The following is a 21740-nucleotide window of genomic DNA, read 5'->3' on the forward strand; positions in this document are numbered from 1 at the left end:
TCCGCAACAAAGAGCTGCACCTCAACAGCACCAACGCCAATAGCGAGCTTATTTGAGCGTCACGCGCGCAAACTTACGCTTACCCACCTGATACACGGCAGTGCTGCCTGCGCTCAGGGTCAGTTTGGCGTCGTCGACTTTCTCGCCATCAATCTTCACGCCACCTTGCTTGATCATACGCAGCGCTTCGGACGTTGAGGCCACCAGATCCGCGTCTTTCAGCAGGTTCGCAATGGCAATGCCTTCGCTACCGGCATCCAAAGTCAGCTCTGGCATTTCATCTGGCATCGCGCCTTTTTGGAAGCGATTGATGAACTCTTGCTCCGCCGCATCCGCATCCGCTTGTGAGTGGAAACGAGCGATGATCTCTTTGGCCAGCCACACTTTCACGTCACGCGGGTTCAGTGTGCCTGCCGCCACGCGGGCTTTGAAATCTTCGATTTCAGCCAGTGGGCGGAAAGAGAGCAGCACATACCAATCCCACATCAGATCATCAGAGATAGACATCACTTTACCGAACATTTCGGACGGTGCTTCGCTGATCCCGATGTAGTTGTGTGCCGACTTGGACATCTTCTTCTCGCCGTCCAGACCCACCAGCAGTGGCATGGTGATGACGATTTGCGGCTTTTGTCCGTACTCTTTTTGCAGCTCACGGCCCATCAGCAGGTTGAAACGCTGGTCAGTACCACCGAGCTCAACGTCCGCTTCCAGCGCGACTGAGTCATAACCTTGCAGCAGCGGGTACATGAACTCGTGAATGGCGATAGACTGGTGATCATGGAAACGCTTTTTAAAGTCGTCACGCTCCAGCATCCGCGCCACGGTCTGACGAGAAGCCAAACGGATCATGCCTTCGGCACCCATCTCGCCCAACCAGCTGGAGTTAAATTCGATACGAGTCTTGGCGGGGTCCAGAACTTTGAACACCTGCTCTTTATAGGTCTCGGCGTTAGCCATGACCTGCTCTTTGGTCAGTGGCGGACGGGTGGTATTTTTACCTGACGGATCCCCCACCATACCGGTAAAGTCACCAATCAGGAAAATAACCTCATGGCCCAAGTCCTGGAACTGACGCAGCTTGGTCAGGATCACGGTGTGACCCAGATGGATATCCGGCGCAGTCGGGTCAGCACCCAGTTTTACACGCAGCGGACGCCCTTCTTTTAATTTGGCGATGAGTTCATCTTCCGGCAACAGGTCTTCCACACCGCGTTTAATTACCGCCAGTGCTTCTTCAATACGCACCATTGCGCTCTCCTAGATACGCGAAAATATTAATCATGAATTTGCCATACTACTGGATTCAATCGGCAAGGCAAACCGCTTAGGCCGCAATCTTGCCGATTATTCTGCCGCCGCAGGTTTACACCGGCATCGGGTGTAAACAAGCTGCAGACAAGATGTGAACCGCAGGCAAAAAAATCCCCGCCAGCGGCGGGGACATCAGAGATTCAGTGGGTCACTTAGATACTGAATGAGGAGCCGCAGCCGCAGGTGCTCTTGGCATTCGGGTTTTGCACCACGAAACGCGAACCTTCTAGGCCTTCGGTATAATCGACTTCACCACCGACCAGATATTGCAGGCTCATTGGGTCAACCACCAGCGCCACACCGCTTTTTTCGATCAGCATGTCGCCGTCATTCACGGTTTCATCAAAGGTAAAACCATACTGGAAACCGCTGCAACCCCCACCGGTGATATACACCCGCAGTTTCAGGTTCGGGTTTTCTTCCTCGGCAATCAGTGCCTTCACTTTGTTTGCCGCGGCATCAGTAAATTCCAACGGCAACGCCGGTACTTCGCTCATTCTTTGGTCTCCGCAATCAGAAGCGGGGCTATTATCCAATACCTGACTAAATCGTTCAAGTATTGAACGCTCTGCCCGGTGAATAGCCCCGACCGATTGTCTGTATCAAACGGACTGGCTTGGGGACGCCGCAGCTTGGGCAGCGGCAGCTTGTTGCTGCGCCTGCTTTTGCAAGGTGCGCTCCAAAAGCACAGTATACAGCGGACGACCACCCAATGCTTGTGCTAACAGTGTGGCCCCCAGCACGGTGATCAGCATCGGTAAAATTAACTGGTAGTTTTCGGTCATCTCCAGCACCAATACCAGCCCCGTCAGTGGTGCCCGCACGGTAGCGGCAAACAGTGCGCCCATCCCTGCAATCGAGAAAGTGGCAATCTCCAAGTTATATTGCGGGAACAACATTGTGGCCAGCGTACCGAACGCGGTACCAAACAAGGTGCCGATAGCCAGACTTGGGGCAAAAATACCGCCCGGCGCGCCAGAGCAGAAACACATTAAGGTGGTGATCACCCGTGCAAAGAAAATCAGCAGCAAGGCGGTGATAGTGAAGTTGCCCTTAGCGGCAATCAGCACCAGTGACATGCCATCCCCTGACACTTCCGGTACCAGCAGTGCCAACAGACCACAGATCCCCCCAATCACCGCACCAATCAGCACAAACTTCTTGCGCTGGCCGCCGTGCAAGGCAGCGAATCTATCTTGGCTCCAGAACACCATGCGGTTGAACAGCACGCCAAATACGCCGAACAGCATGCCGAGAACCAGATACAGCCACAGGGAGTTGAGCGGCGCAAACCCGAGCGATCCGACCGGCAGCTCCGGTACCTGACCGGTGAAAAAGCGCACCATCAAGCAGGCCATGATAACGCTCAGGAAAATGCCTTTAATCGAGATCAGGCTGTAACGAAACTGCGGGCGCATCTCTTCAATCACGAACAGTACGCCAGCCAGCGGGGCGTTAAACGCGGCGGTCAAACCGCCCGCAGCACCGGCCGCCAGTAAAGTATTGCGAATTTCGGGGTTTTTACCGAGACGGAACAGATCGGCAATCATCTGCGCGACCGCACCGCCCATCTGCACGGTCGGGCCTTCACGACCCAGCACCATCCCAGAGCCGAGGGTGCCGAGGCCACCGAAGAATTTGACCGGCAATACCCGCCACCAGCGTACCGGACGCAGGCCATCCATCGCCCCTTCAATCTCTTGAATACCGGAGCCTGCTGCTTCTGGCGCAAAGCGGTGCACAAGAAAATAACCGAAGGCCGCCAGCAGAGCCGACAGTAAAAAGACCCCGATCCACACCAACACCTGATAATCGGCCATAAAGGTCAGCGCATCGACCCGCTCAAATTTGACTCGGCTCACCATCCGATCGAAAGCGACCCCGACCCCGCCGGCCAACAGGCCGACCAAGGCACACAGGATCAGCACCAACACCGGGGTTTTATCCTGCTCGGCCAGACGACGAATTAACCCGCCGTGACCGGCAGAGGAAAGAGGCGTGGAAGGCTGCTGCGCAGCGGGCTGATTTGTGCTCTCCGCTGCAGATGACGTCTCGTTACTTGAAGCACTCATAGAACAAACGATCCTAATTCGCTTAATATGAAGAGAATTCACAACACCGCAGCCGTCTGTCAGGCAGATCGCTGCGTACTTACATTTCGATTACTATAGCTGTTTTATGCACCTGTCTCTGTGTCATCACAGACGATTGTGCTCACCAAGTGCGCTGCCTCCAAGTTGGCCGGCTCAGCAACGTGGTACGGGCCCAGATCATAGACACGGTGCGGTCACAGACATTCAGGATAGCCGTATGACCAAATCTGCAACCTTGTTTGCCCAAGCGCAAAAAACCATCCCCGGCGGCGTCAACTCACCGGTCCGCGCCTTCAATGGTGTCGGCGGCAGCCCGCTGTTTATTGCCCGCGCTGATGGCGCGTATCTGTTTGATGTGGATGGCAAACAGTACACTGACTACGTCGGCTCTTGGGGGCCGATGGTGCTGGGACATAACCATCCTGCTATCCGTCAGGCGGTGATTGAAGCCGCTGAGCGCGGATTAAGCTTCGGCGCACCGACCGAGATGGAAGTGGTAATGGCCGAACTGGTGACCCGACTGGTGCCGTCCATGGAAATGATCCGCATGGTCAGCTCAGGCACAGAGGCTACCATGAGTGCTATCCGCTTAGCGCGCGGTTTCACAAATCGTGACAAAATAATTAAGTTCGAAGGCTGCTATCACGGTCATGCCGACTCCCTGCTGGTGAAAGCCGGCTCCGGCGCACTGACACTGGGCCAGCCTAACTCACCGGGTGTACCGGCGGATTTTGCCAAACATACCCTGACCTGCACGTATAACGATCTGAGCTCCGTCGAAGAAGCGTTCCGCGCTTATCCGAATGACATCGCCTGTATCATCGTCGAGCCGGTAGCGGGCAACATGAACTGTATCCCGCCACAACCGGATTTCCTGCCGGGGCTGCGTCGCCTGTGTGATCAGTATGGCGCATTGCTGATTATTGACGAGGTGATGACCGGTTTTCGTGTCGCCCTCGGCGGCGCACAGGCGCACTATGGCGTGACGCCGGATCTGACCTGTCTGGGCAAGATCATCGGCGGCGGCATGCCAGTCGGTGCCTTTGGTGGCCGTCGTGATGTCATGGCGCACATCGCACCAACCGGTCCGGTGTATCAGGCCGGTACGCTGTCCGGTAACCCAATTGCGATGGCCGCCGGTTATGCCTGCCTGACTACACTGGCAGAATCTGGCCAATCAGCGCGTTTGACCGCCCTGACCGAGCGTCTGGCCGATGGCCTGCGCGCCGCGGCTAAGCGCCAGAATATCGGCCTGGTGGTGAATCAGGTTGGCGGCATGTTTGGCCTGTTCTTCACCGATGCGCCGCAGGTCACCTGCTATCAAGAAGTAGTTGCCTGTGATGCCGAGCGCTTCAAGCGCTTCTTCCACCTGATGCTGGATGAAGGCCAGTATCTGGCACCATCGGCCTTTGAAGCCGGCTTTATGTCGCTGGCACACAGCGAAGCGGATATCGATGCCACCGTGGCCGCCGCCGAGCGCTGCTTTGCGCGTCTGCAAGACTGAAGAGACTCCAGCCGAAGCTAAAATGCTGGCGGTTTTGAAGTCGTTTCGCCATAGCAATAAAAAGCCCCGTCGATGACGGGGCTTTTTTTACCGCAGACAGTTAACTGCCCAACTGTTGTGCGGCTTACAAGCCCAACACGTTCTGCAGCCAGCTTCCCATTTGATCCACCGGATTCGGTGGCGCACAGAACTGATCCGGATCGCTCGTCCACACCGGCAGTTTTTGCGGCGCGCCGCAATCGAACTGACCGGACGGTGTCACGCCAATCCACGCGATCCCCGGTGGCATTTTCAGCACCAGAGGCATCGGCGGCAACGCTTCCAGATAGCGGCGATACAAGGTCAAGGCACCATTAGCACCGGTAAGCTTAGCTTCGCCGTTATCATCTCGGCCAACCCACACCGTCACCACGTTCTTACCATCTACCCCAACATACCAGCTGTCACGCAGCTCATTGGTAGTACCGGTTTTACCGGCCAATCCGGCGTTAAAACTCTTATTCAGTGAGCGCGCAGTACCCGACGCCACCACCTGCTGCATACCGTACAGCGCCAAATCAGCAGCCTGTGTTGGCACTACGCTTTGCGCCTGCGGCAGACTTTCGTACAGCGGCTGACCGTTCTCATCCAGCACGGTTCGCAAGGTCGACATCGGCACATACTGACCGCCACTGGCCAGTGTCTGGTACATCTGGGTCACTTCCATCGGCGTTAAGCTGATAGCGCCCAGCAACATCGCCGGTAAACGCGGGATGTACTGATTATCGATGCCCATCTTGGTCAGCTCAGTGGCGATGGTATCTAAGCCCACTTGCATGCCTAGGTTCACCGTTGGCACGTTGAGGGAGTTACTGAGCGCCGTCAGCAAAGTTACTGATCCACGGTATTTACGATCGTAGTTTTTCGGCTGCCACAGCTGGCCATTTGGCATACGCATCGACAATGGATTATCCGACAGCGGCGTATTCAGGCGGAAGCGATCTGGCATGGTCAGCGCGGTCATGTACACCGGCGGCTTGATCAACGAACCAATCGGACGCCGCGCTTGTAAAGCACGGTTAAAGCCGGCATAGCGGGTTTGCGCGCCGCCAATCATGGCGCGGATCTCCCCGCTGTAGCGGTCAGTAACCACCATGGCCGTTTCCAACTGCTTCAGATGACGCTGACTGAGCAGCGCTGGAATGCCGTCTTGCACCGCTTTTTCCGCCGCGTTTTGCACTGCCGGATCTAGCGTGGTGAAAATGCGCATGCCAGAGAGTTTCTCTGACTTATCGCCGAGCGCCTGACGCAGCTCTTGGCGCATCACCTGCATATACGCCGGCTGGCTAGCCGTTACCACCCCACGCGCTTGGATCCCCAGCGGACGCTTACTCAACAGGTCATACAGCTCTTGGTCAATGACCTGCTGCTCCTGCATCACTTTCAGCACCACATTGCGGCGCTCAATGGCGCGCTCAGGGTAGCGCCACGGGTTGTAATAGGACGGCCCTTTGACCATCCCCACCAACAGCGCCTGCTGATCGGTGGTCAGTTCATTCACCGGCCGACCAAAATAGAACAGGCTAGCCAGCGCAAATCCGTGAATTTGATCGTTGCCGTTTTGCCCCAGATAGACCTCATTCAGGTAGGTTTCCAGAATGCGCTCTTTGCTGTAGCGATAGTCAATCAGCACCGCCATATAGGCTTCACGCGCCTTACGGATTAACGAGCGCTGATTGGTCAAAAACAGGTTTTTCGCCAACTGCTGGGTAATGGTACTGCCGCCCTGCACGGTGCGACCGGCCAGCAAGTTGACCCAAATCGCGCGGCCAATGGCGAGTGGATTGATGCCATCGTGCTGATAAAAGTCGCGATCTTCGGTTAACAGCAAGGTTTCGATGAGCAAATCAGGGAAACCTTCGCGCGGCGTAAACAGACGCTGCTCGTTATGCGGCGACTGCAACATGGCGATCAGCTTCGGATCGATCCGCAGCATTTGCATCTGCTCGTTGCTGTCCAGATCGCGCATGCTCACCAATTGATTATTGGCAAAGCTCAAACGCAAGCGCATCTGCGGCTCAGGGCCATCCGGAAAATCAAACGGACGACGGAAAATGTCGATGCTGCTCTTACCCACCACCATGTCACCAGGACGGCGCAACGCATTCACTGGACGGTATTGCATCCCTTCCAGCGCTTCGCTCATCATCTTGAGCGAATACGGCTCACCCGGTTGCAAGTTGATGATCCGGCTATACACCGAGGCCGGTAGCTGCCACACCTGACCATCCATCCGATCGCGAATTTTGCCATCCAGATAGATGCCCCACAGCGCCATCACCGCAATCCCGACCAGCGCCAGCTTCAGCCCAAGGCTCAACAAGCGCCGTTTCCACGACGGACGACGCGCCATCAGTTGCTCCTCCGCATCATCATCGGCGAGCTCATCATGATCGTCGTCATAGTCGTCGTCATACGCCTCCTCGTCCTGCTCATCATCGGGCAAGTCGCGGTCAGGATCGTCATACCACTCATCATCATCCTGTTCATTCTTCCGGTTATGTGCGGGCGAACGCCGTGCCGGCGCGCGGTTATTGCGCGCCGGTTTCTGGCGGCGTCCAATCGGAGCACGATCTTCATCCTGGTCGTCGTAACGCATGATCCCTGCCGGTTTCTCCTGCTTGCACGAGTCATCTCTAACAGGCCGGCAAACGCGGCCTGAACAAATGCGGTGTCACACCGATACAGCCATTAACGACTAACGGCATTAAAAGGCGCGATTATAACGTTGAATCAGGCAGCAGTGCTCGCTCTTTCACCCCATGCAGAGGACGAGGTCACAGCATGCATGCGCCCTTGCTAAGGCGGCGTACTGAAAGCGTGAAGGTCGCCTTCCTTGCTTGCACACGCTCGCCTTCTCCAGCCGCGCCCTTATTAGCCCTGCCAGTGCCGTTTCGTGGCACGAGTAGCTTGGGTATTGGCTGGATCGTCCGGCCACACATGCTTGGGATAACGCCCCTTCATCTCTTTTTGTACTTCTTTATACGCCCCTTGCCAGAAAGCCTGCAGATCGCGGGTGATCTGCAGCGGGCGACGCGCCGGTGACAATAACTCCAACACCAACGCCACACGGCCATCGGCAATACGCGGAGATGCCGACTCGCCAAACACCTCTTGCAGACGCACCGCCAGCACCGGATCGGCATCCGGCGCATAGCGGATCGCGATGCGCGAGCCAGTCGGCACGGTATAACACACCGGTAGCAGTTGCTCTAAACGCTGGCGCTGCTGCCAATCGAGCAGATTATTCAGCGCCGCGCTCAGATCCAACTGGCGTAAACCGCGCACATCACGCACGCCCTCAAGCTGTGGCCCTAACCAGCTATCCAGGGACGCGAGCAGCGCCTCATCCTCCACCGACGGCCACGGCAGCTCCGGTAACCAGCGTGCGGCGCACTGTAAGCGCGCACGTAACTGCACCGCGGATTCATCCCAATTCAGCACCGCTAAGCCTTGCTCGGCGACCCAATCCAGCAGCGCTTGGCGCATTTGCGCCGGCTCAGGCGCGCTCATCGGCTGCTCGCTCAAGGTCAGTGCCCCTAAACGGCGACGGCGCAAAGCGCGCAAGGTACCGCGCGCCTCATCCCACTCCAGCGCCATCTGCTCACTGACCAACTGAGGCAATTGCGCCGCCAGTGCCTCCAATGAGCTTACCGGCCAAGCGAGCAAGATCCGCGCCTCACGACTCGACGCGCCCAAAATCAGACTCGGTACGACCAACGCACGCTGAGCGGCCAGTGGGCTGTCGGCCTCAATAAAGGCGCCGTTACCGCCAGATAACTGAAAACGGCCATCATGGCTGCGCGCCACGCCAATGCGATCCGGATACGCGCTGGCCAACAGCTCGGCAATCAAATCCGGTGCGCTGTACGTGTTGTTTTCGGTAGCGCGCGCCGCATTCGGCGTTAAGCGCCCCAACAGCGTTTCGGCGCGCTGGCGCTGACGTGCGGTGAGGCGATCCGGATCGGGCGTCACTTGAGTGCGCGGCGGCTCTTCCAATAGCGCCACCAAACGCGCCGCTAATGCCGCTTCGCCGCGCTCCCGACCGCTGAGCAGCAGCACTCCGTGGCGGGGATCGCAGCCTAACGCCGCCAGCTCGCGGCCACGGGCGGTGAGGCGCCCTGACTCATCGGTGGCCTGTAAACGGCGCAGCAAGGTTTCTGCGGCGGCCTGATGGGCAACCGGAGGGTAATCAATAAAGCGTAGCGACTGCCATGAGCTGCAGCCCCACTGCAGCAATTCCAGCCAAATGGCGCTTAAATCGCTGCGGCACAGCTCCGGCGGCGTAAACTCGGCGGCGCGTTCGGCTTGTTCGCTGCTGTACAGGCGCAGACACACGCCCGGCTCGGTACGCCCTGCACGCCCTGCGCGCTGGGTCATCGATGCCTTGGCGATTCGCGTGGTTTGCAAACGGGTCAGACCGCTACGCGGGTCAAAACTGGCCAGTCGCTCGGTGCCGCTATCGATCACCAAGCGCACACCTTCGATAGTCAAACTGGTTTCTGCCAAATTGGTCGCCAGCACCACTTTGCGCTGCCCACTGGGTGCGGGCGCAATTGCCCGTTGCTGCTCGGCCAAGGTGAGTGCACCATACAGCGGACACACCTGTGTATCCGGCGGCAAGCGCCCCTCGAGACGGCGACTGACGCGCTCTATCTCGCCCATGCCGGGTAAAAACACCAACGCCGAGCCCGATTCCTGCGCTAACAGCTGACACACCGCCAGGCTGACCGCCTCTTCCAGCGCTTGATGCGGCGGATAAGGTTGATGCAACACCGTGACCGGATGGGCGCGCCCCGCAGAGCTGACCAACGGCGCATCAGGCAGCAAATTGCGCAGCCCCTGATCATCTAAGGTGGCCGACATCACCAGCAGGCGCAGGTCATCACGCAGCCCTTCTTGCACATCCAGCGCCAAGGCCAACGCCAGCTCAGCTTGCACACTGCGCTCATGAAATTCATCAAAAATAATCAGGCTCACCCCGTTCAACTCGGGGTCTTGCTGCAAGCGGCGAGTTAATACGCCTTCTGTCACCACTTCCAAGCGCGTCATGGCACTGACCTTGGCTTCGGCACGCATCCGATAGCCCACGGTTTGTCCGCAGCGCTCACCGAGCTGACTGCTCAAACGCTCGGCGATACTGCGCGCAGCTAAGCGGCGCGGCTCCAGCAGTAAAATCGTTCCGCTCAGCCACGGCTGCTCCAGCAGCGTCAGCGGCAAATAGGTCGACTTGCCCGCGCCAGGCGGCGCGCTAAGCAATACCGCCGGATGCTGCTGCAATGCAGCCAGTACGTCAGGGATCACAACGCAGATCGGTAAATCAGGAGCAGTCATGGTCATAACTCATACACCAGGCAAACCAGCTCAACACACAAAGCCAAGCTGTCGTCGTAAAAATCAGGCCGGCGCATTGTAGCAAACCCCTTGCAACCTGTACTCTGATGCGCAAAATGCGAGACAGGTAGACCTGCGCGTAAATAACCTGAAATGACCGTCAACCGAGACTATTTTGTTATATAAAGAGATGCCCGTGAGCAGCACCCAGCGCCTTTTCTTTACGTTGACCCTACAGCCGACGTTGGCGCGCAATATTGTGCATTGGCGCAACCAGACCTTTGATGTTCAGCGTCCGGCGCGCCCTACGCCGGCCACCCAGCTGCATCTGACACTGGCCTTTCTCGGCGATACCCGACCGGCACAGCGCGATAGTGTGTGCCGCATTGCCGAGCGGCTGCAAAATCAGCCCTTTAGTCTGACGCTGGATAACCTCGGTCACTGGCCGAAAGCCGGCATTATCTGGCTCGGCCCTCGGTATAGCCCACGGCCGCTATTGGCGCTGGCCTCGGCACTGCGCGCCGCCGCGGTGCGCTGCGGTTTGCCGCAACCGGCGACCCCGTTTAGCCCACATATCACCTTGTTTCGACGCGCCCATCATCCGCTGATCCTGCCGTCACAAACGCCGGGCTGGTCAGTCAGCTTTAGCCATTTTTCTCTGTATTGTTCAGAACTTACACCGCGTGGTAGCCGTTATACAGAACTGCAACGCTGGTCATTGGGTGCTCCCCATGCAGTTTGATCCCCCTTTGGAATGCGGCCGCTTAATTCGCCGTTACAAACGCTTTCTGGCTGACATTGAAATGTCGGACGGAAACACAATGACGTTGCATTGCGCCAATACCGGTGCAATGACAGGGTGCGCAACGCCCGGAGATCGGGTATGGTACTCCGCCTCCGAAAATCCGAAGCGTAAATACCGGCATAGCTGGGAGCTCACCGAAACCGCCGCGGGCGACTGGATCTGCGTAAATACACTGCGCGCCAACGCCTTGGTGGAAGAAGCCTTGCGCGCCAATCGTATTTCGGAGCTGGCGGGCTATACACAAATTGCACGGGAAGTGCGTTACGGTGAGGAAAACAGCAGAATAGATCTGCTGCTAAGCGATCCAAAACGCGCTGACTGCTATATTGAAGTGAAGTCTGTCACCTTACTGCAACAACAGTGTGGATACTTTCCCGATGCCGTTACGGTTCGCGGACAAAAGCACCTTCGCGAACTGACGCAAATGGCTCAACAGGGAAAACGGGCTGTGCTGTTCTTCGCCGTCTTGCACAGCGGGATCACACAGGTACGTGCTGCCCGGCATATTGACCCGGATTATGCTCGGATGTTGACCGCGGCAGTACAGCAGGGCGTCGAGGTGATTTGCTATCAAGCAACCCTCTCGGCGCAAGGCATGGTGCTTAATACGCCGCTATCGTGGGCGGAATGAGCCGGTAAATTGCGCTTATCTTCACAGCATGGATGCGAAGAATTGCCATACCGGTATCCTTCTGCTATTTATAGCGGCCTAATTTTTACCCCCCACAGGGGGTGGGTAGCGCGAATTTAGGAGAAGCAGCATGCCAGAAGGCCAAATCAGGAAATCGTCTCTGGGCATTCTTGCCATCGCCGGTGTCGATCCTTACCAGGAAAAACCGGGCGAGGAGTACATGAATGACGCTCAGCTTGCGCATTTCAGAAAGATTCTTGAGGCATGGCGTAATCAGCTCAGGGTTGAGGTCGATCGCACAGTTACCCATATGCAGGATGAAGCAGCTAACTTCCCAGACCCGGTTGACCGGGCGGCACAGGAAGAAGAGTTCAGCCTGGAACTGCGTAACCGTGATCGTGAGCGTAAGCTGATCAAGAAGATCGAGAAGACTCTGCTGAAGATCGAAGAAGATGATTTCGGTTTCTGCGAGTCCTGCGGCGTTGAAATCGGGATCCGCCGCCTTGAAGCTCGTCCGACCGCTGATCTGTGCATCGACTGTAAGACACTGGCCGAGATCCGCGAAAAGCAGATGGCCGGTTAATTACCGTCAATACGCCAAACCAGAAGGGAGCCAAGGCTCCCTTTTGTCTTTTATTGCGCTGTCTTTATTGCGCAGTCTTTATTGCGCGTAGCCTTTATTGCGATCGGTGCCGTTATAGCGCCATGCCGGCGACCATCCGCCATACTCAGCCGCGCAGAATTGTATTAGGATAATGCGCATACCGACTGCCTTATCTGTCATCACGACCACCATGAATGAACTGCGTTATGTCGGCCGCTTTGCTCCGTCGCCGTCCGGTGATCTGCATTTCGGCTCTTTAGTTGCCGCCCTCGGCAGCTTCTTACAGGCCCGCCACCGCCAAGGGGTGTGGCAACTGCGTATCGAAGATATCGATCCGCCGCGCGAAGTCGCTGGCGCCAGTGAGCGCATTATCCGCACCCTCGAAGCCTATCACCTGTATTGGGATGGCCCGATTGTCTACCAATCGCAGCGCCATGTCGCCTATCAAGCGGTGATCGACACCCTACTGCAGCAAGGGGATGCCTATTACTGTCGCTGCTCACGCCAGCAACGCCAAGCGATGGGTGACGGCTACAACGGCCACTGCCGTGATTTAGGTTATGACGCCAAGGATGCGGCTCTACGCCTCTACCAGCATCAACCGGTGTACCGATTTACCGACCAGCTCTTTGGTGAGGTTAGCGTGCCCACCGCACTGGCCGAAGAGGACTTTATTATCCGCCGCCGCGATGGGCTGTTCGCCTATAATCTGGCGGTGGTGATTGATGATATTCACCAAGGTATGACCGAAATTGTGCGCGGTGCCGATTTACTGGAGCCAACGGTACGCCAAATCGCCCTGTATCAGCGTTTAAACGCACCGGTGCCGGATTTTCTGCATCTGCCGTTAGTAGTCAATGCCGATGGCAGCAAGCTGTCCAAGCAAAACCACGCGACCGCTATCGATCCGGCGAATCCTTTGCCACATCTGGCACGGGCGCTGCAATTTTTAGGTCAAGTCGTGCCGACGGATTGGCAGCAAGGCAACATCGATGAACTGCTGCAATGGGCCATCACGCATTGGGATTTGCAGCGCATCCCGCGTCGCCATAGCGAGATCCCGCCACTGCATCCCTAAAAAGAGCGCCAGAAAAGACCTAAATCGTGGCCATTTTGCCTCATCATCCCGACCGGTGCGGTAAAAGCCGCGCTCTCCGCCATTCTCAATTGGCGGGGGCTGCGTTATTATTAGCCACAATTACTGACCGTAGCCGCCATGATCGCGGCCTGTACGGTTTTTTGCGTTGCCGCAGCACGGAGAGATCAGTTGCTCCCACCAGAGCGTGGAGCCGATCCGGTGCGCGGTATAACCCTTGTGAGGTGTACCATTTTTACACGCGTAGCCAATTTCTGTCGTAAAGTGCTCGGACAGTCAGACACTCCGACGGCTGAGACCCCAGCCACCCAGACAGGTCCTATCATTATTCCGCGCGAGCACCACGGAATCTCCCGCAAAGACATCAGTGAAAATGCGCTGAAGGTATTGTATCGCCTGCATAAAGCCGGTTATGAAGCCTATCTGGTTGGCGGCGGGGTGCGCGATCTGCTGCTCGGCAAACATCCGAAGGATTTTGACGTTTCCACCAATGCCACCCCTGAACAAGTCCGTCGCCTGTTCCGAAACTGCCGACTGGTTGGCCGCCGTTTCCGGCTAGCTCACGTGCTGTTTGGCGAAGAGGTGATCGAAGTGGCGACCTTCCGCGGCCATCATAGCCACGAAGAAGCGGAAGACGATCTGCAACCGCAGCAATCCACCCAATCCGATGGCGGCATGCTGCTGCGCGACAACGTGTACGGCAACATTGATGAAGATGCGCAGCGCCGCGACTTTACTGTCAATGGCCTGTACTACAACATCGCCGATTTCAGCATTCGTGACTACGCCAATGGCGTGGAAGACTTGCACAACCGCGTCCTGCGCTTGATTGGCGATCCGCAAACTCGCTACCGCGAAGATCCGGTGCGGATGCTGCGCGCGATCCGCTTTGCGGTCAAACTCGAGATGACGCTGACTCCAGAAACGGCCGATCCGATTCCAGAACTGGCCTACCTGCTGCACAGCATTCCGCCGGCGCGCCTGTTTGAAGAATCCCTCAAACTGCTGCAAGCCGGTTATGGTCTGCAAACCTATAAATTGCTGCGCCAATATAACCTGTTCCAGCAACTGTTCCCGACCATCGCCGCCGGTTTCACCCAGCACGAAGACAGCCAGCTAGAGCGAATGCTGGAGCGCGTGCTGCACAATACCGATGTGCGCATTCAAGAAGGTAAGCGTGTTAACCCTGCCTTCTTATTCGCGACCATGCTGTGGTACCCACTGGCTGAGCGCGCGCACGAAATTGCGCACGAAAGCGGCCTGACTTACTACGATGCCTTCATGCTGGCCATGAATGACATTTTGGATGAGCAGTGCAAAACACTGGCCATTCCGCGCCGTTTGACCACCTTGATCCGTGATATCTGGATGCTGCAACTGCGTCTGCCACGCCGTCAGGGTAAAAAAGCGCTGCGCTTGCTGGAGCATCCGAAATTCCGCGCCGGTTTTGATCTGCTGGAGCTGCGCGCCGGTCTGGAAGGTCGCGAATTGCAAACCCTGGTGCAGTGGTGGGCCGATTTCCAAGCCAGCAACGGCGATCAGCGCAATGATCTGATGCGCGATCTGGGCCGTGAAGGCGGTAACAGCAGCGATAAACCGCGTCGTCCACGTCGTCCGCATTTCCGTCGCCGTCGTCCGGCCGCGAAAAAGGCCGTCGAATGATCCGTACCTACATCGCGATCGGCAGTAATTTAGTCGAGCCGGTGCAACAAGCGCGCGCGGCGATCCGCGCGTTAGCTGCGCTACCAGACAGTCGTCTGGTAGCGGTCTCTGGGTTGTATCGCAGCAAACCGATGGGGCCGCAAGATCAGCCGGATTACATCAATGCCGTGGCGGCGCTGGATACCACGCTGACGCCACTGGCACTGCTGGACGCCACGCAGCAAATTGAGTTACAACAAGGCCGAGTACGCAAAGCCGAACGTTGGGGCCCGCGTACCTTGGATCTGGATATTTTACTGTACGGTGATCAGCAGATAGATCACCCCAACTTGATCATTCCCCATTACGGCATGCGCACGCGTGAGTTTGTGCTCTATCCGTTGGCGGAAATCGCCCCCGCGTTGGTGTTGCCAGATGGCAGCACGCTGCAACACTGGGTCAGTCAGGTGGCAAGCAATAATCTGGAGCGCTGGCAGGACGCCTAATTTGACGCCGCCAGCGTCAACCCCATGCCCATACACATGCGCATGAGAAACTTGAACAATGATGTTCACACAACAGAAGAAGGGTCTGCATGAGTAAGATCACACTCACCCACCTGCGTCAGTGGAAGCAGGAAGGGCGCAAGTTCGCTTCCATTACCGCTTATGATGCCAGCTTTGCCAAACTGTTCACCGAGCAAGGCGTCCCCGTGATGCTGGTCGGCGATTCACTCGGTATGGTGCTGCAAGGACAGGACGACACCCTGCCGGTCACCGTTGATGAAATTGCCTACCACACCCGCTGCGTACGGCGCGGCGCGCCAGAGTGTCTGCTGCTGGCCGACATGCCATTCATGAGTTATGCCACCCCCGAACAAGCCTGTCACAATGCTGCACGCCTGATGCAAGCCGGCGCTAACATGGTCAAACTGGAAGGTGGTAGCTGGTTAAGTGACACCATTCGGATGTTAACCGAGCGCGCCGTACCGGTTTGTGCCCATTTAGGCCTCACCCCACAATCGGTCAACCTGATTGGTGGCTACAAGGTGCAAGGGCGCAATGCCGAAGCTGCCGAGCAAATCCTGCACGATGCATTAACCTTGCAACAAGCCGGTGCCCAAATGCTGGTACTGGAGTGCGTTCCGGCCGCCTTGGCCGAAGAGATCACCCGCCGTTTGCTGATTCCGGTGATTGGCATCGGGGCCGGTGTCAGTACCGATGGCCAAATCCTAGTAATGCACGATGCACTGGGAATTTCCGCCAACTACATGCCGAAATTCTCCAAAAACTATCTGGCTGAAACCGGTGATATCCGCCAAGCGATCCGCCAGTACGTCAGTGAAGTCGAGCAAAGTTTATTCCCTGCCGCCGAACACACCTTCAACTAAGATTTCCCCGTTCGGACACATCGGGCTTAACACGCAAAGGCTTCGGGGAGCATCAGGTTTCACGCCGCTCCCCGAGGTGAAGGAGTACAGCATGCTGATCATTGAAACGCCCCTGATTTTACGTCGTGAAATTCGCCGCCTAAAAAGTAGCGGCCAGCGCATTGCCTTCGTTCCGACCATGGGCAACTTGCACGACGGTCACCTGACCTTGATGCGCGAAGCGGCAGCGCGCGCCGATGTGGTGATTGCCAGCATCTTCGTCAATCCACTGCAATTTGATAATGCCAACGATCTGGCCAACTACCCACGCACCCTCGAGCAAGACTGCGCCAAACTGCGCGCGGTTGGGGTTCACGCGGTGTTTACCCCCGATGCCAATGCCATTTACCCACGCGGAATGCACAATCAGGCGATTGTCGATGTCCCGGCCATTTCCAGCATTCTGGAAGGCGCTTGCCGTCCGGGACACTTTCGCGGTGTCGCAACCGTCGTCAGCACCCTGTTCCACTTAGTGCAACCGGATGTGGCCTGCTTCGGGCAAAAAGATTACCAACAGCTGGCGCTGATCCGGCAAATGGTGGCTGATCTGGCCTTTGATATTGAGATTGTCGGTGTACCGACTGTGCGTGCTGCCGATGGCCTGGCCTTAAGTTCACGCAATGGCTACCTGAGCGCAGAAGAGCGAGCACAAGCTCCCGCGTTGTATCGCGTGATGCAACAAATGGCCAGCGCACTGCAACAGCAGCCGATGGCCTATGAGCAAATCATCGCGGACGGCAAAGAAGCGCTGGCCGCAGCCGGATTACGCGCCGATGAACTCTTTATCCGCGATGCACACAGCTTGCAACCGCTGGATGCGACTAGCCAACAGGCCGTATTACTGATGGCGGCATGGCTGGGCAAAGCGCGCCTGATCGACAATATGGTAGTAGACATTCACCCCTGATTAGGGAATAGTGTGCTGGTTAAAAGCTGTACGATACCGCGCCCTTTGCCGTCTCGTACAGTGCGGTACAGGAGCTGGCAAATGCTGCCGTCACCTGTACTTCAACAAATTCAGTACAGCGAGTCAGTCGTACAAAGGATTGAAAGTTATGCAACGAACCATGCTGCGCGGCAAACTTCACCGGGTCACCGTAACCCAAGCCGATCTGCATTATGAAGGCTCCTGCGCCATCGATGTGGATTTTCTGGAGGCGGCCGGAATTTTAGAATATGAAGCCATTGATCTGTACAACGTGACCAATGGTGAGCGTTTCTCAACGTACGCGATTGCCGCCGAACGCGGCTCGAAAATTATCTCGGTCAACGGCGCGGCAGCGCACAAAGCCAGTGTCGGTGATTTGCTGATCATCTGCGCTTATGTGCAAGTCAGCGATGAAGAAGCACGTCGGCATAAGCCGATGGTCGCCTACTTCGATGAACACAATAATCTGAAACGCCAAGCTCGCGCTATCCCCGTTCAGGTAGCCTAAGCGCCGCACTAAGCCCGATCTCCTACGCGTATCCGGTATTCCGGATGCGCGTCATCAATCTTGATACCGCACCATCTTCCCTTATTACTGCACTGCATATAATTTCTTAATCACCGGTTAACTATTCACAACCATTTTATTACCGCTCGTGATCATCACCAACAAAAACCACAAAATAAAAACCTGTAAAATCACCACCATAAAGCGTTAATAGCCAGAATATAATCAATTAACACAATGAAACTATAAATAAGTGATATAAATTAAAGCAAAACTCTGAAACGGACGCCCTGTAATGTAAAATACTCCTTTTGGGTTATCACCTTTATTATTTATGCACCGTCTAGCACGTTCTTCATGTCTGGCTCTGCTTGCCTGGGCGATCAGTTATATTGGCTTTGGCTACTTGAGCATACAGTTAACGGAGCTGGCACCCAAAAGCTTGGCACTGTTGTGGTTACCAGCCGGTATCGGTCTATTGATGTATTGCCGCTACGGCAAGCGAGCCTTACCTTGGATTTTTTGCGCCTCATTTGCCGTCAACGGGTATTACTCGCTACTGAGCACCGATCAACAAATCCTGTATCTGCAATTTAATGTGCAAGATATTGGCTCATTGAGTGAAGGGCTGACCGAACTTGGCAATAGTCTCGTATCCAGCATACTGGCCAGTCTGATTGACTGTTTCGAAGCGTGGCTTGGCTTTCGGATCTGGCGCATCCCAGGCAAAATCTGGGCGCGTTGGAGCCAACCGATGTTGCTGCGTTTTACGTGGATGTGCTGCACCGTGCCTTTTATCGGTGCCGCGTTACAAGGCGTAGTGTTCATCGCTCAACGCCGTCAACTGACCGCCTCTGATAGCGAGCTTAACTGGCTATGCTATATCTTGACCCAAGGATTAAATAACACGCTAGGGATGTTCTTATTAGTTCCCTTGCTGTATACCCTGATGCTGCAACAATACCGAGGACTGCAGGTAAAATGGGTGCACTACAGCGCTTGGCTGCTGCTACCTTTCCCACTCTTACTGGCTATTTATCACCCTATTTTCAGTGTGCTGATCTTTGTTTGTTCAGTGTGGCTGGTCCTGCAGTTTCGCTATCTAGGTGCTACCGCCTGCGTCTTTCTGCTCGGTTTGCAAGGGCTCACCCTGTCTTCACACAATCTGCTGTTTCATGCGCTATCCGTTGATAGTCACCGCTTAGCCTACTGGGCGATTTTGATTATCTCGATTGGTTTGCCTCTGCTGATGCTCGGCCAGATGCAAGAAGAGAACTTGGCTAACCGTACCTTGATGCAATGGCGCATCAACCACAAAACCCAAGCACTCAAACATGCGCTGCGCCGCACCGCCAAGCTGGCCAGTGAAGATCCGCTCACCCAACTCTATAACCGTGGTTGGGCACAAAAGCATCTCGAAACGCTCTGGCCGCAATATCACGCGACGGCTGGGAAGTTATGCTTGCTGTTTATCGATATCGATCATTTCAAGAAAATAAATGATCACTTTGGTCATCATAGCGGCGATCAGGTGCTAGCCACTATTGCCACGTTATTGCGTAAACATATGCCTGATATCGCAATGATTGCTCGCTGGGGTGGGGAAGAATTTATTATCGCATTGCACAGTTACCCGTTGCAGCACATTGAGCAGCAAGCTAAACGGTTATGCCAGCAGATCGCTTTACATCCCTTTGCCCACGGCGAGCCGGTAACCGTCAGTATCGGGATTGTCGCTAATCACACAGCAGAGAGCCTGTCATCGGCATTGAATCGCGCCGATCAGGCGATGTATCGCGCCAAACAGCAAGGGCGCAATCAGGTCGTCAGTTGTCCGATGCTGGCTTAACGCAGCATCAGATACACCATCGCTGAGCACAAAAAATCCCGCCGCAGGCATGCCTGTCGGGCGGGATTGAAAAGGAAATATCCCCATCTTGGCAAGTTAAGCGCGTACGGCTCAAAGCTCGCCATGCATTGCGCTAAATTAGTTACATTAGCGACATTAGCTGCGCAACCCCACGCCACGGGAAATCAGATGCCACGCAAAGGCATACAGCCCCAGCACGAACATCAGCAGCACGCCGAAGGTCATCGGTAAACCGACGTCGGAAATGCCGAGAAAGCCCTCACGAAAACCACTGATCATGTACACAATCGGGTTTAAGCGCGATACCCCTTGCCAGAACGGTGGCAGCAAGGTCAGGGAGTAAAAGACGCCGCCCAGATAGGTCAATGGGGTCAGTACAAAGGTCGGAATGATGCTGATGTCATCAAAGGTACGAGCGTACACCGCGTTAATCAGACCACCAAGGGCAAACACGATAGACGTCAGCAGTAACGTAGTTACCACCACCCACCAATGCTGCACTTCCAGCGGAATGAAGAACAGTGACACCGCAGTCACCATCGCACCGACACACAAACCGCGCGCCACACCACCACCGACATAACCCCAGATAATCACATGGGTCGGCACAGGTGCCACCAGCAGCTCTTCCACGTTGCGCTGAAACTTGGAGCTAAAAAACGACGAGGCTACGTTGGAGTACGAGTTGGTGATCACCGACATCATGATCAGCCCCGGCACGATAAACTGCATGTAGGTGAACCCATGCATGTCGCCAATGCGCGAGCCAATCAAGTTGCCGAAAATCACAAAATAGAGCGACATAGTGATTACTGGCGGCACCAGCGTCTGCACCCAAATCCGCATAAAGCGGGTGATCTCTTTAATCCAGATACTTTGCAGCGCAACCCAATATAAACGCATCATGCCTGCTCTTCCTCTTGTGTAGCCGCCGCGTCAGATACCGCCGTCTCTCCCTCTTGCTCACCGCGAACCAGCGTGACAAACAGCTCTTCCAAGCGGTTGGCTTTGTTACGCATACTCAGTACACGGATACCTTGCTGACTTAGCTGAGAGAAAATGCCGTTTAGCCCTTGCTCGCGCGCGACCACCACTTCCAAGGTATTGGTATCCAAGAGCGTTGCCTGATAACCGGTCAGATTAGGGAGTGGGCTGTGCGGCGCCAGATCCAAGATAAAGGTCTCGTTCTCCAGCTTCGCCAGCAGCGATTTCATCGACGTGTTTTCAATCAGCTCGCCACCTTGAATAATGCCGATATTACGGCACAGCATCTCGGCTTCTTCCAGATAGTGAGTCGTCAAAATGATGGTAGTGCCCTGCGCATTAAGCTCTTGCAGAAAACTCCACATCGAACGACGCAACTCGATGTCCACCCCCGCCGTCGGTTCATCCAGAATCAACAGTTTCGGCTCATGCATCAAAGCGCGCGCAATCATCAAGCGGCGCTTCATCCCGCCAGAGAGCATCCGTGCGCGGCTATCGCGCTTTTCCCATAAATCCAGTTGGGTCAGGTATTTTTCGGCGCGTACCAATGCCTCTTGGCGCGTGATGCCGTAATAACCGGCCTGATTCACCACTATCTGCAACACCGTTTCAAACGGGTTGAAATTAAACTCCTGCGGCACCAAACCTTGTTGGCGTTTGGCATTAACCAGATCGGTATCGATATCATGACCAAACACACTCACCTTACCGGCCGTTTTGTTCACCAGAGAACTGATGATGCCGATGGTGGTCGATTTACCCGCGCCATTAGGGCCGAGTAAGGCATAAAAATCCCCAGCTTGCACTTGTAAATCAATGCCACGCAGTGCCTGCACCCCGTTGCTGTAGGTTTTGGTTAAGCCTTTTATTTCCAGCGCATACATATGCTCTGTGCTCCTGATTCACCGTGCGGTATTTGGTAACAGTTAACGTTTGTTTTTCCCGTCAGTTACCTTATAT

The 21740-nt window shown here is 55.7% G+C and carries 19 protein-coding genes; 11 read left to right on the top strand and 8 right to left on the bottom strand.

Going from position 1 to position 21740, the window contains the following annotated elements:
• Window positions 1-48: 48 nt before the first annotated feature.
• The 3 genes from tyrS to clcA all read right to left on the bottom strand — a co-directional run bounded on the left by tyrS (window position 49) and on the right by clcA (window position 3386).
• The gene (tyrS, locus tag LQ901_RS11470; RefSeq protein WP_039045931.1) at window positions 49-1251 is read right to left on the bottom strand and encodes a tyrosine--tRNA ligase; all 1203 of its coding nucleotides are present in this window, start codon (window positions 1249-1251) and stop codon (window positions 49-51) included.
• A 215-nt stretch (window positions 1252-1466) separates the two neighbouring features.
• Window positions 1467-1811, bottom strand: coding sequence for an iron-sulfur cluster insertion protein ErpA (erpA, locus tag LQ901_RS11475; protein ID WP_010862558.1), 345 nt, complete (start codon window positions 1809-1811; stop codon window positions 1467-1469).
• 105 nt (window positions 1812-1916) lie between these two features.
• Window positions 1917-3386: a H(+)/Cl(-) exchange transporter ClcA gene (gene clcA, locus LQ901_RS11480; protein ID WP_084977261.1), complete on the bottom strand. Its 1470-nt coding sequence runs from the start codon at window positions 3384-3386 to the stop codon at window positions 1917-1919.
• Window positions 3387-3624: 238 nt separating this feature from the next.
• Here clcA and hemL point away from each other — a divergent pair, with 238 nt between their 5' ends.
• Window positions 3625-4911 (top strand): glutamate-1-semialdehyde 2,1-aminomutase, encoded by a 1287-nt coding sequence (hemL, locus tag LQ901_RS11485; RefSeq protein WP_047708752.1) that lies wholly within the window; start codon window positions 3625-3627, stop codon window positions 4909-4911.
• Window positions 4912-5035: 124 nt separating this feature from the next.
• On the opposite strand, the gene mrcB is transcribed toward hemL, so the two are convergent.
• Both mrcB and hrpB read right to left on the bottom strand, forming a co-directional pair.
• A complete protein-coding gene (gene mrcB, locus LQ901_RS11490) occupies window positions 5036-7549 on the bottom strand; it encodes a bifunctional glycosyl transferase/transpeptidase (RefSeq protein WP_084977259.1) in 2514 nt (837 codons plus the stop codon).
• A gap of 275 nt (window positions 7550-7824) precedes the next feature.
• Window positions 7825-10290 carry an ATP-dependent helicase HrpB gene (gene hrpB, locus LQ901_RS11495; RefSeq protein ID WP_230406989.1) on the bottom strand — a complete coding sequence of 822 codons (2466 nt, stop codon included), beginning with the start codon at window positions 10288-10290 and terminating at the stop codon, window positions 7825-7827.
• Window positions 10291-10480: 190 nt separating this feature from the next.
• Between hrpB and thpR the strand changes: the two genes are divergently transcribed.
• From thpR to dksA, 3 genes are all read left to right on the top strand, one after another.
• Window positions 10481-11026, top strand: a complete 546-nt coding sequence (gene thpR, locus LQ901_RS11500) for an RNA 2',3'-cyclic phosphodiesterase (protein ID WP_010862563.1) — start codon at window positions 10481-10483, stop codon at window positions 11024-11026.
• Complete coding sequence (sfsA, locus tag LQ901_RS11505) at window positions 11016-11720, top strand: DNA/RNA nuclease SfsA (protein WP_152136119.1); 705 nt, start codon at window positions 11016-11018, stop codon at window positions 11718-11720. Before thpR ends, sfsA begins: the two co-directional genes overlap by 11 nt.
• Window positions 11721-11850: 130 nt before the next feature.
• The gene (dksA, locus tag LQ901_RS11510) at window positions 11851-12303 is read left to right on the top strand and encodes an RNA polymerase-binding protein DksA (RefSeq protein ID WP_010862565.1); all 453 of its coding nucleotides are present in this window, start codon (window positions 11851-11853) and stop codon (window positions 12301-12303) included.
• Between the two features lie 78 nt (window positions 12304-12381).
• Here the strand turns inward: dksA and LQ901_RS16775 are convergent, their stop codons facing one another.
• On the bottom strand, window positions 12382-12504 hold the full coding sequence (locus LQ901_RS16775) for a hypothetical protein (RefSeq protein WP_255698384.1): 123 nt from the start codon (window positions 12502-12504) through the stop codon (window positions 12382-12384).
• A gap of 10 nt (window positions 12505-12514) precedes the next feature.
• Here LQ901_RS16775 and gluQRS point away from each other — a divergent pair, with 10 nt between their 5' ends.
• The 7 genes from gluQRS (at window position 12515) to LQ901_RS11545 (ending at window position 19775) form a co-directional block, all read left to right on the top strand.
• Window positions 12515-13402 (top strand): tRNA glutamyl-Q(34) synthetase GluQRS, encoded by an 888-nt coding sequence (gluQRS, locus tag LQ901_RS11515; protein WP_233672265.1) that lies wholly within the window; start codon window positions 12515-12517, stop codon window positions 13400-13402.
• A gap of 249 nt (window positions 13403-13651) precedes the next feature.
• A complete protein-coding gene (gene pcnB, locus LQ901_RS11520) occupies window positions 13652-15082 on the top strand; it encodes a polynucleotide adenylyltransferase PcnB (protein WP_233672395.1) in 1431 nt (476 codons plus the stop codon).
• On the top strand, window positions 15079-15567 hold the full coding sequence (gene folK / locus LQ901_RS11525) for a 2-amino-4-hydroxy-6-hydroxymethyldihydropteridine diphosphokinase (RefSeq protein ID WP_233672266.1): 489 nt from the start codon (window positions 15079-15081) through the stop codon (window positions 15565-15567). The genes pcnB and folK overlap by 4 nt, the downstream gene beginning before the upstream one ends.
• Window positions 15568-15656: 89 nt before the next feature.
• Window positions 15657-16451, top strand: a complete 795-nt coding sequence (panB, locus tag LQ901_RS11530) for a 3-methyl-2-oxobutanoate hydroxymethyltransferase (protein WP_010862569.1) — start codon at window positions 15657-15659, stop codon at window positions 16449-16451.
• Window positions 16452-16542: 91 nt separating this feature from the next.
• Window positions 16543-17397, top strand: a complete 855-nt coding sequence (gene panC / locus LQ901_RS11535) for a pantoate--beta-alanine ligase (RefSeq protein WP_152113347.1) — start codon at window positions 16543-16545, stop codon at window positions 17395-17397.
• 148 nt (window positions 17398-17545) lie between these two features.
• On the top strand, window positions 17546-17926 hold the full coding sequence (gene panD / locus LQ901_RS11540; RefSeq protein ID WP_010862571.1) for an aspartate 1-decarboxylase: 381 nt from the start codon (window positions 17546-17548) through the stop codon (window positions 17924-17926).
• 406 nt (window positions 17927-18332) lie between these two features.
• The gene (locus tag LQ901_RS11545; protein WP_233672267.1) at window positions 18333-19775 is read left to right on the top strand and encodes a diguanylate cyclase; all 1443 of its coding nucleotides are present in this window, start codon (window positions 18333-18335) and stop codon (window positions 19773-19775) included.
• Window positions 19776-19931: 156 nt separating this feature from the next.
• Here LQ901_RS11545 and LQ901_RS11550 read toward each other — a convergent pair whose 3' ends face one another.
• A complete protein-coding gene (locus LQ901_RS11550; RefSeq protein ID WP_039045939.1) occupies window positions 19932-20702 on the bottom strand; it encodes an ABC transporter permease in 771 nt (256 codons plus the stop codon).
• Window positions 20699-21664, bottom strand: coding sequence for an ABC transporter ATP-binding protein (locus LQ901_RS11555; protein WP_152136122.1), 966 nt, complete (start codon window positions 21662-21664; stop codon window positions 20699-20701). The genes LQ901_RS11550 and LQ901_RS11555 overlap by 4 nt, the downstream gene beginning before the upstream one ends.
• Window positions 21665-21740: the final 76 nt, after the last annotated feature.

The organism is Plesiomonas sp. PI-19 (assembly GCF_021368255.1).
Lineage (GTDB): Bacteria > Pseudomonadota > Gammaproteobacteria > Enterobacterales > CAMTGL01 > Plesiomonas > Plesiomonas shigelloides.